Below are 13,188 nucleotides of genomic sequence, written 5' to 3'. Positions count from 1 at the left end.
AGCCACCATGACTCTTAAAAGACTTTCTGTTGTATTGCTGGCCTGCCTGACGCTTTGCGCTTGTGGCGGCGTCGATCCCAACTCGCCCCTCGGTCAGCGCAAGGCCATTTTCAAGCAGATGCTCAAGACCGGTGAAGACCTGGGTGGCATGTTGCGTGGCCGCATTGCGTTCGATGGCCCCAAATTCGCCGACGGCGCGGTGAAACTCGATGCGCTGTCCCATGAGCCATGGAAACATTTCCCGCAGGTGCGTGAAGAAGACCACACCAGTGCCAAGAATGATGTCTGGGAGAAGCAGGCACGCTTTGAGCAAATGGCTCGCAGTCTTGAAGCGGCCACGGGCGAGCTGGTGATCGCCAGTCAGGTTCAACCCTACAAGGCCAGTAACCTGGGGCCGGCGGTACAGAAGGTCGAAGATGCCTGCAGTGCGTGCCATAAAGAATTTCGGGATCATTGATCAACGATACCCGGTCTGATGTCTTCGCGAGCAGGGGCATGCGGTCAACTGTGGGGGTGAGCCTGCTCGCGAAGGCGGATTTTGCAGCACCAGGGATTGCCGATCTTTACCTGTTCTTATTTATCCAGCTCGTCCACCGCTTCCTGCAATTCCTTGCGGGACTCGGCGAGTTTGTCCTTGCGCTTGTTGATCTTCTCGGGGTCGCCTTGTTTCATGGCTTTATCAAGGTCGGCCTGACGCTTGCTGACTTCGTGCTTGGCGTCGAGCACCTTGTTTTCCCGTTCTTTCTTCAGCGAGGCATCAGTGCAATTGGCGCTGACTTCGCTCAAGGCTTTCTCCAGGCCAGCCTGCTGGTCGGCATTGCCGTGGGATTTGGCCAGTTCGATCTGATTGATGATGCCTTGTTTCTTGGCGGCGCAGCCGGTCAGGCCTGGGGCGTCTTCGACGGCCATCAATGGAGTGGCCATAACGCTGCAAAGGGTCAACAGGACCAGTGGTGGAAGAAATTTCATAAAAGCTCCAGGTGAAAAGGCATACGTGTCGATGCAGCGATGGCACGTTTGAGCCCATCGGGACGTCAGGGTTCCCGGGCGCATGGGCATCACCGGGGCTAAAGCTAAAAACCGTCTATGGCAGCCCGGCGAAGTGTTTCACTCAGCGCCACGACCTGCGGATCGCGAAAAAATGCGCTTAATTGTGCGGCGCGTCCTGGTCCGATGTCGGGTTGGGCCTGCCATTGCTCGATGTCTCGTTGTGCCAGCTCCTGCCATGAGTCGCCCAGGTGTGCCTGGCCGATCGGCGGCATACCCAGGGCTTTGAGCCAGCGGGCGAGTGGGCGTTGCCGGGCATTGTCGAAACTGCTGGCCAGCCGAGTAGCGCTGCGCTCGCCGAAACCGTCAATGTTAGCAAGCTCTTGGGCATCGAGGGTCAACCAATCCAACAGGCCGTTCAGGTGACCTGTTTCAAGAAGTTTTTCCCATGTGCGGGGGCCGACATGGGGCAGGTCCAATCCGTGTTTGCCGCTGAGCCATGTCAGGCGTGCGAGAAACTGGCTTTGGCATCCCGGCGTCGGCTGCCAGCAGCTCAATGGGTGAAAGTCGGCAGCCAGCGGTACGTTCATCTCAGGGCGCTCGGTATTGCGCAGCACAACGCCATCGAGCCTGGGAATGGTCAGGCCGGCCAGGCTGATGGCGACCTGGTCGCCCGCTCGGATATCCAGCGTTTGCCAGCGTTGCAAGGAGCTCACGCTGACGCGCTTGATCTGCTGGTCATCGAGCGTCACCGGGATCAACTCCAGCACGGGGGTGATCCGTCCCGTGCGACCAATCTTGAAATGAACTTTTCGTACCTCGGCCAGTGCCTGGGCAAAGGGATACTTCCAGGCAACGATCCAGTATGGCGCTTTTGCCTGCCAGCGTTCGGCGGGCGGGCGCTGCTCTTGGCGCAGGACAATCCCGTCGCTGGCAAACGGCAGGGGCGAGCGATACCAGTGATCACGCCAGTACTCGACTTCGGCTATTGAACTGATGGCCTGGGTGTACTGTGCGGAACTGGAAAAACCGAGTTTTTCCAGTTCCGCGATACGGGCCGGCAAGCTCGTCGGACCGTGGGGCCATTCCCAGGCAAACAGGCCGATCCCCTCGGCCTGCTCGACGCTCAATGTCTTGCGGGCCATCAAGCCGGCTACCGTGCCGCGGGCGTTCAGGCTGCCGGCGATGGCTTGTACATGGTCAGCGAGGCGCCAGTAGAGCTCGCCCTGTACCACCAGGTCCCGTGGCTCGGACAGGCGTTGAGGAATGGCGCCGACCTGGCGGGCCGAGTCGGTCCAGTCCTGACCATGCACACCATCGCCGCGACTGATCGCCTGGACCAGCAGGCCATTGCGGTAGACCAGGGTCACCGCCACGCCGTCGACCTTGGGCTGGGCCCAGACCTGAGTTCGACCCCGCAGCCAATGCTCGACGGCACCCGCATCTGGCAGTTTTTCCAGGCCGGTATGCGGCACTGGATGGGCCAGCGGACCGCTCGCGGTGCGCAATGGATCGGTAGTCGAGCCGGGACTGAAGCATTGGCGCCATTGGGTCAGTCGTGCGAAGGATTGATCGTAGAGTTCGTCGGCGATCAGCGCACGACCTTCGCGGTGATAGCTGTCATCCCAGAGGTCGATCTGTTTTTGCAGGGCGGCGAGTTCTTGCGCGGCACGAGTCGGCGGCCAGGCCGGGCATTCGCCAGCAACAGTTTCGAGGCACAGGCAGGTCAGGAGTAAGCCGGTCAGCAGGCGGGGCAGCATAGTGAGCTTCCTTGCTCGATGGAGGTGCCTGAAGGTTAGTCAGCGGCGGGCTGATGGGTGTGCCGCTGTTTTTCGGAGTGTTTCAACCTACTAAGTTTTCACCCATAAAAAAGCCCCGCACGGCGGACCGTGCGGGGCTTCAGGTACCGCCGGGAAGTCTTACAGGCCGGCAGCAGTGCGCAGGTGTTCGGCGCGGTCGGTCTTTTCCCAGGTGAAGGTGGTGAAGGTGTCATCACCAACCGTCTTGGTTGCCGGGGTGCGACCGAAGTGGCCGTACGCAGCGGTTTCCTGGTACATCGGATGCAGCAGGTCAAGCATGGTGGTGATTGCGTAAGGACGCAGGTCGAACACTTCGCGGACCAGTTTGACGATCTTGTCGTCGCTGATCTTGCCGGTGCCGAAGGTGTTCAGCGAGATCGAAGTCGGCTGGGCAACGCCGATGGCGTAGGACACCTGAATCTCGCAGCGCTCGGCCAGGCCGGCGGCAACGATGTTCTTGGCCACGTAACGACCGGCATAGGCAGCCGAGCGGTCAACCTTGGATGGATCTTTGCCGGAGAACGCACCACCACCGTGGCGGGCCATGCCACCGTAGCTGTCGACAATGATCTTGCGGCCGGTCAGGCCACAATCGCCCACCGGGCCACCGATGATGAACTGGCCGGTCGGGTTGATGTGGAACTGAGTGTCCTTGGACAGCAGTTCGGCAGGCAGCACGTGCTTGACGATCAGCTCCATCACGCCTTCGCGCAGGTCTGCGTACGACACTTCCGGGTTGTGCTGGGTCGACAGGACAACCGCGTCGATGCCGACAACCTTGCCGTTTTCGTAGCGGCAGGTCACTTGCGACTTGGCGTCCGGACGCAGCCAAGGCAGCAGGCCGGATTTACGGGCTTCGGCCTGGCGTTTCACCAGCTGGTGCGAGAACGTGATCGGTGCAGGCATCAGCACGTCGGTTTCGTTGCTGGCGTAGCCGAACATCAGGCCCTGGTCGCCGGCGCCCTGATCTTCAGGCTTGGCACGGTCGACGCCCTGGTTGATGTCAGGGGACTGCTTGCCGATGATGTTCATTACGCCGCAGGTCGCACCGTCGAAGCCGACGTTGGAGCTGGTGTAGCCGATGTTGGTGATGACGTCACGAACGATCTGCTCCAGGTCAACCCAGGCCGAGGTGGTGACTTCGCCAGCGATGATCGCCACGCCGGTTTTCACCAGGGTCTCGCACGCCACGCGCGCGAACTTGTCTTCAGCGATGATGGCGTCCAGCACCGCATCAGAAATCTGGTCGGCGATTTTGTCCGGATGCCCTTCAGACACGGACTCGGAGGTGAAAAGGGAGTATTCGCTCATCTCGATGTTTTCCTGAAATTACCGATGGTGAGTGTCGCCAGCCGACCGCTGAAAATGGCGGACCTGAATCTGGAAACCATTACGTAAGCCTACATAGAGGCTTTCTCCGGGGACGAGCCCCGCAGCGGTGGCCCAACGGGCCAGATCGTCCTGTTCAAACCCCAGCCAGAGATCACCGCAGGCCTCCTTGGCCCAACTCTGGTTGTGGCTACATAATTCTGTCACCAGCAGGCTGCCGCCCGGTTGCAGCAAATTGGCCATGTGCTTGAGCGCATCGGCCGGCGCGGCAAAGTGATGCAATACCATGTTCAGTACAACGCAATCGGCCTTGAGACTGACGCCGTTCAGGGCATCGGCCAGTTGCAGGTTAACGTTAGTCAGCGAATCGCGTTCGCACACCTGGCGTGCCAGTTCGAGCATGGCCTGGCTATTGTCCAGTGCCGTGACCTGAGTGAAGCGGCGCGACAGTTCCGGCAGGAATGCACCGTCGCCGGGGCCGACTTCGATCGCCGTGGCAGCGCTGCCGAAGCTCAGCTTGTCGAGCAGGGCCACCACGCTCTCGCGGTACTGTGGCAGGCCAGCGATCAAGTCTTGCTGGGCGCGAAATTTCTCGGCGACCCGTGAGAAAAAGTCCTGGCTGGCCGCCTCGCGTTGCTTGTGAACCTGGGTGATGCGCATTTGCACGTCGACCGGCAAACGCAGGTTATCCACTTCCTCGAGCAATGCCGCGTGCAATTTTCCCCCCGGCAACTCAGTGTGTGGCAGGGCGCGACGGTAGAAAATCGCATTGCCTTCACGGCGGGTCGCTACCAGATCAGCCTGGGCCAGCACCTTGAGGTGATGGCTCATGCCCGATTGGCCGATGCCGAAGATCTGCGCCAGTTCCAGTACGCCGAACGAATCGTTGGTCAAAGCGCGCAAGACATTCAGGCGCAAGGGATCGCCGCCGGCCTTGCACAAGGCCGCCAGCTCATCACAATCGTCCTGGCGAATGGAGGGCGCGCGTAAATTCATAGGCCGGCAGTCTAGTCACGCACCGGAAGCACCGCAAGATCAATATCAAAAAGTTTTGATATTGATCGATAGATGGCACTTCTCAGGAGCTGCTCAACTCTACAAACCGATAGCGGAAAGGTTTCACCCGCCTAATCCGTCGCCAAGCGTTGGAAAAACGCCTTCAGATGACTTTCTGTCATTGCCCCGAGGCGTCCGGGTGAGGGAAAATGCTCGCCTTTTTTCCGTTTCATTTTTATCACTCTCGATTCAGAACCCGCAGGAGAACAGCGATGCCTAGCCGTCGTGAGCGTGCCAACGCCATTCGTGCCCTCAGCATGGATGCCGTGCAAAAAGCCAACAGCGGCCATCCCGGTGCCCCCATGGGTATGGCGGATATCGCCGAGGTGCTTTGGCGCGACTACCTCAAGCACAACCCGAGCAATCCATCGTTCGCCGACCGTGACCGCTTCGTGCTGTCCAATGGCCACGGTTCGATGTTGATCTACTCGCTGCTGCACCTGACCGGCTACGATCTGTCGATCGAAGACCTGAAGCAGTTCCGCCAACTGCACAGCCGTACCCCGGGTCACCCGGAATTCGGCTACACGCCGGGCGTCGAGACCACCACCGGCCCGCTGGGCCAGGGCCTGGCCAATGCCGTGGGCTTTGCCTTGGCTGAAAAAGTCATGGCGGCGCAGTTCAACCGTCCTGGCCACAACATCGTCGATCACCACACCTACGTGTTCCTGGGTGATGGCTGCATGATGGAAGGCATCTCCCACGAAGTCAGCTCCCTTGCCGGTACCCTGGGCCTGGGCAAGCTGATCGCGTTCTACGATGACAACGGTATCTCCATCGACGGCGAAGTCGAAGGCTGGTTCACCGATGACACGCCAAAGCGCTTCGAATCGTACAACTGGCAAGTGATCCGCAACGTCGATGGTCATGATCCGGAAGAGATCAAGATTGCGATCGAGACAGCGCGTAAAAGCCCGCAGCCGACGCTCATCTGCTGCAAGACCACCATCGGCTTCGGTTCGCCGAACAAGCAAGGCAAGGAAGACTGCCACGGCGCCCCGCTGGGTGACGCGGAAATCGCCCTGACCCGTGCGGCGCTGAAGTGGAACCACGGCCCGTTCGAAATCCCGGCCGACATTTATGCCGAGTGGGATGCCAAGGAAGCCGGCCGCGCGGTCGAAGCCGAGTGGGACCAGCGTTTCGCGGCCTACTCCGCGGCGTTCCCGGCCGAAGCCAACGAACTGATCCGTCGTCTGAGCGGCGAACTGCCGGCCGACTTCAGCGAAAAAGCCGATGCCTACATCGCCGAAGTGGCTGCCAAGGGCGAAACCATCGCCAGCCGTAAAGCCAGCCAGAACGCCCTGAACGCGTTCGGCCCGCTGCTGCCTGAGTTCCTCGGCGGTTCGGCTGACCTGGCCGGTTCCAACCTGACCCTGTGGAAAGGCTGCAAAGGTGTCACCGCTGAAGACGCCAGCGGCAACTACATGTACTACGGCGTGCGCGAATTCGGCATGACCGCGATCATGAACGGGGTTGCCCTGCACGGCGGCCTGGTGCCTTACGGCGCGACCTTCCTGATGTTCATGGAATACGCCCGCAACGCGGTGCGCATGTCGGCCCTGATGAAGCAGCGCGTGATCCACGTCTACACCCACGACTCCATCGGTCTGGGCGAAGACGGCCCGACTCACCAGCCAATCGAGCAACTGGCCAGCCTGCGCTGCACGCCAAACCTCGACACCTGGCGTCCGGCCGATGCCGTTGAATCGGCGGTGTGCTGGAAGTATGCACTGGAGCGTAAAGACGGTCCTTCGGCCCTGATCTTCTCGCGTCAGAACCTGCAGCACCAGACCCGCAATGCCCTGCAGGTCGCCGACATCAGCCGCGGTGGCTACGTGTTGAAGGACTGCGCAGGCGAGCCTGAGCTGATCCTGATCGCTACTGGTTCGGAAGTCGGCCTGGCCGTTCAGGCGTACGACAAGCTGACCGAGCAGGGCCGCAAGGTGCGCGTGGTTTCCATGCCTTGCACCAGCGTGTTCGACGCTCAGGACGCTGGCTACAAGCAATCGGTCCTGCCGCTGCAGGTCAGCGCCCGTATCGCCATCGAAGCTTCCATTGCCGACTACTGGTACAAGTATGTCGGCCTGGAAGGTCGCGTGATCGGCATGACCACCTACGGCGAGTCGGCGCCTGCGCCTGCCTTGTTCGAAGAGTTCGGCTTCACCCTGGAAAACATCCTGGGTCAGGCTGAAGAGCTGCTGGAAGACTAAGCACAGCGCGGCGGTCTAATGACCGCCGCGAACCCTTGTAGGAGCGAGCATGCTCGCGATGGTCGTTAACGATAACGCTGGCTGTCTGGATGAACGCGTTGTCCTGAAGTCCATCGCGAGCATGCTCGCTCCTACAGGTGGGGTGTGTTGTTAAAGAGATTTCGTCTGACTGCGTCTATCGAGAACCCCCATGCCTCAACCGCGTCCCTACAAAGTTGCACTCAACGGCTACGGCCGGATTGGTCGTTGCGTATTGCGTGCGTTGTTTGAACGAGGCGATAAGGCCGGGTTCGAGATTGTCGCGATCAACGATCTGGCCGACATGGCCAGCATCGAATACCTGACACGCTTCGACTCCACCCACGGGCGCTTTCCCGGTGAGGTCAGGGTCGATGGCGATTGTCTGCATATTAATGGCGACTGCGTGAAGGTCCTGCGCAGTGCTACTCCCGAAGGCATCGATTGGGCGTCGTTGGGCGTCGATCTGGTGCTGGAATGCTCCGGCGCTTACCACACCCGCGAGGACGGCCAACGGTTCCTCGACGCTGGCGCTCCGCGCGTATTGTTTTCCCAGCCGATGGCCAGCGAGGCGGATGTCGACGCCACTATCGTCTACGGCGTGAACCAGGATTGCCTGACGGGCGATGAGTTGCTGGTGTCCAACGCTTCTTGCACGACTAACTGCGGCGTGCCGTTGTTGCGATTGCTGGATCAGGCCATCGGGCTCGAGTACGTGTCGATTACCACCATCCATTCGGCAATGAACGACCAGCCAGTGATCGACGCCTATCATCACGAAGACCTGCGCCGCACCCGTTCGGCGTTTCAGTCGGTGATTCCGGTGTCCACTGGTCTGGCGCGCGGCATTGAACGCTTGCTGCCGGAACTTGCCGGGCGAATTCAGGCCAAAGCCGTACGCGTGCCGACGGTTAACGTGTCTTGCCTCGACATCACGATGCAGACCGTGAGCGACACCGACGCCACCGAGGTCAACCGGATCCTGCGCGAGGCTGCCACCCGCGGCCCGCTCAAAGGCCTTCTGGCCTACACCGAGTTGCCCCATGCAAGTTGTGATTTCAACCACGACCCACATTCGGCGATCGTCGATGCCAGTCAGACTCGAGTTTCCGGCCCAAGGCTGGTGAACATCCTGGCCTGGTTCGACAACGAATGGGGTTTTGCCAACCGAATGCTGGATGTTGCGGAACACTATCTGCACACAGCCTCAAAAAAACCTGCTCTCTAAGAACAGCTACTCAGGAAATGCGACCCATGACCGTGTTGAAGATGTCCGACCTCGATCTGCAAGGTAAGCGCGTACTGATTCGCGAAGACCTCAACGTCCCAGTCAAGGACGGTGTAGTCACCAGCGATGCGCGAATCCTGGCTTCGCTGCCGACCATCAAGCTGGCCCTGGAAAAAGGCGCGGCCGTGATGGTCTGCTCGCACCTTGGCCGTCCGACCGAAGGCGAATTTTCCGCCGAGAACAGCCTCAAGCCAGTGGCAGACTACCTGAGCAAGGCTCTGGGCCGCGAAGTGCCGCTGGTGGCTGATTACCTCGACGGCGTCGACGTGAAAGCCGGCGACATCGTGCTGTTTGAAAACGTGCGCTTCAACAAGGGCGAAAAGAAAAACGCGGACGAGCTGGCCAAGCAGTACGCGGCTCTGTGCGATGTGTTCGTGATGGACGCCTTCGGCACCGCGCACCGTGCCGAGGGTTCGACCCACGGCGTGGCCAAGTTCGCCAAGGTTGCCGCCGCGGGCCCACTGCTCGCCGCCGAACTGGACGCGCTGGGCAAGGCCCTGGGCGCACCGGCCCAGCCGATGGCCGCGATCGTTGCCGGTTCCAAGGTATCGACCAAGCTTGACGTTCTTAACAGCCTGAGTCAGATCTGCGACCAGCTGATTGTCGGCGGCGGTATCGCTAACACTTTCCTGGCGGCGGCTGGTCACCCGGTCGGCAAATCGCTGTACGAGCCGGACCTGCTGGACACCGCCCGCGCCATTGCCGCCAAAGTCAGCGTGCCGCTGCCGGTGGACGTGGTGGTTGCCAAGGAATTCGCTGAAAGCGCGACGGCTACTGTCAAGTTGATCGCCGATGTTGCCGATGACGACATGATTCTCGATATTGGCCCGCAGACGGCGGCGAACTTCGCCGAACTGCTGAAGTCATCCAAGACTATCCTGTGGAACGGTCCGGTTGGCGTGTTTGAATTCGACCAGTTCGGTAACGGCACCAAAGTGCTGGCCCAGGCCATCGCTGACAGTGCCGCATTCTCCATTGCTGGCGGCGGCGACACCCTGGCGGCCATCGATAAATATGGCGTTGCCGAGCAAATCTCCTACATTTCTACCGGTGGCGGCGCGTTCCTGGAGTTCGTCGAAGGCAAGGTGTTGCCAGCCGTTGAAGTCCTGGAAAGCCGGGCCAAGGCCTGAGGGTCGCCCGTTTGACCAGGCAAGGGAGTGTTGACATGGTCAAGACCTTAGCGCTGTTGATCGTAGCGGGATTGCTGGCGGCTTGTGGGAGTAATCCCAAGGCTACGTCGGAACCCGCGCCGTCGGCGCCCCAGAACGGTTGCTATCAAGCCGACTGGCAGGCAGAAACCAATCCGGTGCTCAACAAGCGTTCCGGGCCTGACGGCCTGGACAAATACGAGACACAGGCTCCCGCCAAGGAACATGGTTGTCCTTGACGGGTCTGACTCTTTACTCAGCGCTGGCGGTGTCTGCCGTCAGTCGAGGGACACGGATGAAAGGCTTTATCGCCATTACGGCGTTGGTGTTGCTGGGCGGGTGCGCGAACTGGAACCCGTTCCAGTCGTCCACCCCTGCGGATGACTGGACTACCTGGACCTGCGACAGCCAGGCCAAGGTGGTTTGGCGCTACACCGACGACAGCCGCCAGGAAGTCGACGTGCGCCTGGGCGGAGCCGATCAGGTTCATCGCCTCAAGCAGGAGCCAGGCGCGTCGGGTTCGCTGTACAGCGACAACATGCTGGCGTTTCACATGAAAGGTGAGGAAGGCCTGGTTTACTGGGTCGCCACCAATGATTTGATTGGCCGCGGTTGTAAGGCGCAATAAACGGACTGTGCTGTACCTGTAGGAGCGGCGTTGAGATTGATGTAACACCGAATTCGCAGCCCGGGACCAACCCCCGATCTGCAATAACTTGAATAGCCGCCGCCGCTACGGCAGGCTGGCACGATTAACGACCCAAACCGGGAGAGAGACACACAATGGCACTTATCAGCATGCGCCAGATGCTGGACCACGCAGCCGAGTTCGGCTACGGCGTTCCAGCCTTCAACGTCAACAACCTTGAGCAGATGCGCGCCATCATGGAAGCCGCTGACAAGACTGACTCCCCGGTGATCGTCCAGGCTTCGGCCGGTGCTCGCAAATACGCCGGCGCACCGTTCCTGCGTCACCTGATCCTGGCGGCCATCGAAGAATTCCCGCACATCCCGGTGTGCATGCACCAGGACCACGGCACCAGCCCTGACGTCTGCCAGCGTTCCATCCAACTGGGCTTCAGCTCGGTGATGATGGACGGCTCCCTTGGCGAAGACGGCAAGACCCCGACCGACTACGACTACAACGTACGCGTTACTCAACAAACCGTGGCCATGGCTCACGCCTGCGGCGTATCGGTAGAAGGCGAGCTGGGCTGCCTGGGTTCGCTGGAAACCGGCATGGCCGGTGAAGAAGACGGAATCGGCGCCGAAGGCGTTCTGGACCATAGCCAGATGCTGACCGACCCGGAAGAAGCCGCTGACTTCGTCAAGCGCACCCAGGTCGATGCCCTGGCCATCGCCATCGGCACCAGCCACGGCGCCTACAAGTTCACCAAACCGCCTACCGGCGATGTATTGGCGATCGACCGCATCAAAGAGATCCACAAGCGCATTCCGAACACTCACCTGGTGATGCACGGCTCGTCTTCGGTTCCGCAAGAGTGGCTGGCGATCATCAACCAGTACGGCGGCGACATTAAAGAGACCTACGGCGTACCGGTTGAGGAAATCGTCGAGGGCATCAAGCACGGCGTGCGCAAGGTCAATATCGACACCGACCTGCGCCTGGCGTCCACCGGTGCGATGCGTCGCCTGATGGCCACCAACCCGAGCGAATTCGACCCACGTAAATTCTTCGGCGCCACCGTGACTGCCATGCGCGACGTGTGCATCGCCCGTTACGAAGCCTTCGGTACCGCAGGCAACGCTTCGAAGATCAAGCCGATCTCCCTGGAAGGGATGTATCAGCGTTATCTGAAAGGTGAGTTGAACGCCAAGGTTAACTAAGTCTTCAGTTTGGTAGCGCCTCGCAAGCTTCCTTGAATGACTGGCGGTTGACAAAAAATGCCCTTGTCGCAAAGACAAGGGCATTTTTTATGTTCGTTGAAAGTTTCTTGCAATTTCGTAATCTTATATTTCGTAGTTTCTCGGTTATATATTTTAGTAATTATTAATGTTGTTGAGTTTTGAAATAACCTGTCAAAACTGAGGGTGGACAAGTTTTTCTTTAGTGTTCAGTATCTGGGTTCAATTCAATGTGTGGAGTTTAAAAATTGAACTACTTAAGTTTTGATACTAATAATAGTAAGAAACACTTTTGGAGCCGTGGAGTGGTTTCACTGGGCCTTCTGGGTGTTATTGCCTTTGCTGGTAATGTAAATGCGGCTGATGAAATGTGCCCACAGGTCAGTCAAATCATGGCGCAGTCAATTACTCCGGAGCGCGGTTTTACCTATGCAGCCAATGCCATCAGAGGGGGCTGGAAAGGTGAGAATCCGGCCGCGACTGAGTCATATCTGGATAAAGTGAAGTTCACCTCGGCAGCCATTCGGCAAACTACTGATAACGGTAACCCGGTGTATTTTGTTGCCTGTGATTACGAGGGCGAAGGTAAGGCAGGTGTGAGGATGTCGCAGCGCATTCCTGCGCCAGCCAAGCCAGTCGGTAATGACTGGAAAGATAACTTCTGTTCTGCTGGTGTAAGCCAGTGTGCTTTCAAGTTTGATTGAATGAAAGAATAACTCAAAGTCAGCTAAAAGCCTTGATTGTTCAGGCTTTTAGTTGTTTAAGCTGAAGCTCGAGTCTTGGGGCTACCGATTATCGATCGACCAGGAATTTCGGGTTGGCGGCGCCCCACATCGTGTATACCTCGGCCAGCTACCGGCAGGCGCTGGCCGTCGATCAGGACGATGCCTTTGCAAGTCGTGTTCACTTATCGTGGTCAATAATTCAGGATGCTGTACGGGGTTCTTTCTCAAAGAGCGGGTTTTCTGAAAAATTCTATGTCAAGTATGTAGAGCGACTGGGTATGAGGGTCGCTATATACGCGTTTTCCCTTGAGGGATTCATAACGCCGATTGATGGCTTCGAGGATGAAGTATCCAGAGCGCGCGTTGTGGTCACGAGTGTTTGACCCGGCAAAGTAAATGTCGGTTTGAATGCCGTTCGCATTTCTGAAGCGATAGTCCCCGACCAGACCGTATTCGATCACGCCAATACGTAGAGTACCTGTCATGGCGCCGCTTCTGTCCGTGCTGGAAGTGATGTTCAGTTCGTAGGTTGTTCTCGCTTTATCGGTAGCGTTATAAACGGCAGTGATGCGGCCCAGCAGGCTGATGTCTTCCTTGGCACTCATGGAGTCTGTTCCTTGGGGTAATCTGCAGAAGGAAAACGGTAATGGGTTGCCAGCCAAGAATAATTTGCAGATGGCGAATTTTCACCTGTTATAAATGACAGTTACTTATTCGAATTTATTGTGTTATGTGAATTTTTAGCAATAAGAACTCCCGTTT

General features: G+C 58.8%; 13 protein-coding genes. 8 read left to right on the top strand and 5 right to left on the bottom strand.

All coding sequences use genetic code 11. The features are described from left to right. Positions 1-7: 7 nt before the first annotated feature. Positions 8-457: a c-type cytochrome gene (locus AC1Q8Q_RS08845; protein WP_020800888.1), complete on the top strand. Its 450-nt coding sequence runs from the start codon at positions 8-10 to the stop codon at positions 455-457. 116 nt (positions 458-573) lie between these two features. Here the strand turns inward: AC1Q8Q_RS08845 and AC1Q8Q_RS08840 are convergent, their stop codons facing one another. From AC1Q8Q_RS08840 to AC1Q8Q_RS08825, 4 genes are all read right to left on the bottom strand, one after another. After that, positions 574-969, bottom strand: coding sequence for a DUF1090 domain-containing protein (locus AC1Q8Q_RS08840; protein WP_020800887.1), 396 nt, complete (start codon positions 967-969; stop codon positions 574-576). 104 nt (positions 970-1,073) lie between these two features. Beyond that, entirely contained in the window at positions 1,074-2,747 is a 1,674-nt protein-coding gene (gene ligB / locus AC1Q8Q_RS08835; protein ID WP_492614977.1) for an NAD-dependent DNA ligase LigB, read from the bottom strand. A gap of 159 nt (positions 2,748-2,906) precedes the next feature. Beyond that, entirely contained in the window at positions 2,907-4,097 is a 1,191-nt protein-coding gene (metK, locus tag AC1Q8Q_RS08830; RefSeq protein WP_020800885.1) for a methionine adenosyltransferase, read from the bottom strand. Positions 4,098-4,115: 18 nt separating this feature from the next. After that, positions 4,116-5,111, bottom strand: a complete 996-nt coding sequence (locus AC1Q8Q_RS08825) for an ArsR/SmtB family transcription factor (RefSeq protein WP_033045623.1) — start codon at positions 5,109-5,111, stop codon at positions 4,116-4,118. A 272-nt stretch (positions 5,112-5,383) separates the two neighbouring features. Here AC1Q8Q_RS08825 and tkt point away from each other — a divergent pair, with 272 nt between their 5' ends. The 7 genes from tkt (at position 5,384) to AC1Q8Q_RS08790 (ending at position 12,405) form a co-directional block, all read left to right on the top strand. Beyond that, on the top strand, positions 5,384-7,381 hold the full coding sequence (tkt, locus tag AC1Q8Q_RS08820) for a transketolase (RefSeq protein ID WP_033045622.1): 1,998 nt from the start codon (positions 5,384-5,386) through the stop codon (positions 7,379-7,381). A 190-nt stretch (positions 7,382-7,571) separates the two neighbouring features. Beyond that, the gene (gene epd / locus AC1Q8Q_RS08815) at positions 7,572-8,627 is read left to right on the top strand and encodes an erythrose-4-phosphate dehydrogenase (protein WP_033044723.1); all 1,056 of its coding nucleotides are present in this window, start codon (positions 7,572-7,574) and stop codon (positions 8,625-8,627) included. Positions 8,628-8,653: 26 nt separating this feature from the next. Further along, positions 8,654-9,817: a phosphoglycerate kinase gene (locus AC1Q8Q_RS08810; RefSeq protein ID WP_020800881.1), complete on the top strand. Its 1,164-nt coding sequence runs from the start codon at positions 8,654-8,656 to the stop codon at positions 9,815-9,817. A gap of 35 nt (positions 9,818-9,852) precedes the next feature. Beyond that, positions 9,853-10,074: a putative periplasmic lipoprotein gene (locus AC1Q8Q_RS08805; protein ID WP_020800880.1), complete on the top strand. Its 222-nt coding sequence runs from the start codon at positions 9,853-9,855 to the stop codon at positions 10,072-10,074. A 56-nt stretch (positions 10,075-10,130) separates the two neighbouring features. Beyond that, positions 10,131-10,463, top strand: a complete 333-nt coding sequence (locus tag AC1Q8Q_RS08800; protein WP_020800879.1) for an MliC family protein — start codon at positions 10,131-10,133, stop codon at positions 10,461-10,463. Positions 10,464-10,618: 155 nt separating this feature from the next. Next, the gene (fba, locus tag AC1Q8Q_RS08795; RefSeq protein ID WP_007975467.1) at positions 10,619-11,683 is read left to right on the top strand and encodes a class II fructose-bisphosphate aldolase; all 1,065 of its coding nucleotides are present in this window, start codon (positions 10,619-10,621) and stop codon (positions 11,681-11,683) included. Positions 11,684-11,949: 266 nt separating this feature from the next. Further along, positions 11,950-12,405: a DUF3757 domain-containing protein gene (locus AC1Q8Q_RS08790; protein ID WP_168759068.1), complete on the top strand. Its 456-nt coding sequence runs from the start codon at positions 11,950-11,952 to the stop codon at positions 12,403-12,405. Between the two features lie 245 nt (positions 12,406-12,650). Here the strand turns inward: AC1Q8Q_RS08790 and AC1Q8Q_RS08785 are convergent, their stop codons facing one another. Then, complete coding sequence (locus AC1Q8Q_RS08785) at positions 12,651-13,031, bottom strand: hypothetical protein (protein ID WP_168759067.1); 381 nt, start codon at positions 13,029-13,031, stop codon at positions 12,651-12,653. Positions 13,032-13,188 lie beyond the last annotated feature (157 nt).

Source organism: Pseudomonas sp. GW823-FHT06B06, from assembly GCF_058795195.1.
Note: the sequence above shows the minus strand (reverse complement) of the source record. Positions and strands in the feature narration are given on the sequence as shown.

Coding starts and splice junctions, on each gene's coding strand:
- AC1Q8Q_RS08840 (WP_020800887.1), bottom strand. CDS start 969: ATGAAATTTCTTCCACCACTGGTCCTGTTGACCCTTTGCAGCGTTATG.
- AC1Q8Q_RS08785 (WP_168759067.1), bottom strand. CDS start 13,031: ATGAGTGCCAAGGAAGACATCAGCCTGCTGGGCCGCATCACTGCCGTT.
- epd (WP_033044723.1), top strand. CDS start 7,572: ATGCCTCAACCGCGTCCCTACAAAGTTGCACTCAACGGCTACGGCCGG.
- AC1Q8Q_RS08800 (WP_020800879.1), top strand. CDS start 10,131: ATGAAAGGCTTTATCGCCATTACGGCGTTGGTGTTGCTGGGCGGGTGC.
- AC1Q8Q_RS08825 (WP_033045623.1), bottom strand. CDS start 5,111: ATGAATTTACGCGCGCCCTCCATTCGCCAGGACGATTGTGATGAGCTG.
- AC1Q8Q_RS08845 (WP_020800888.1), top strand. CDS start 8: ATGACTCTTAAAAGACTTTCTGTTGTATTGCTGGCCTGCCTGACGCTT.
- tkt (WP_033045622.1), top strand. CDS start 5,384: ATGCCTAGCCGTCGTGAGCGTGCCAACGCCATTCGTGCCCTCAGCATG.
- AC1Q8Q_RS08805 (WP_020800880.1), top strand. CDS start 9,853: ATGGTCAAGACCTTAGCGCTGTTGATCGTAGCGGGATTGCTGGCGGCT.
- ligB (WP_492614977.1), bottom strand. CDS start 2,747: ATGCTGCCCCGCCTGCTGACCGGCTTACTCCTGACCTGCCTGTGCCTC.
- metK (WP_020800885.1), bottom strand. CDS start 4,097: ATGAGCGAATACTCCCTTTTCACCTCCGAGTCCGTGTCTGAAGGGCAT.
- fba (WP_007975467.1), top strand. CDS start 10,619: ATGGCACTTATCAGCATGCGCCAGATGCTGGACCACGCAGCCGAGTTC.
- AC1Q8Q_RS08810 (WP_020800881.1), top strand. CDS start 8,654: ATGACCGTGTTGAAGATGTCCGACCTCGATCTGCAAGGTAAGCGCGTA.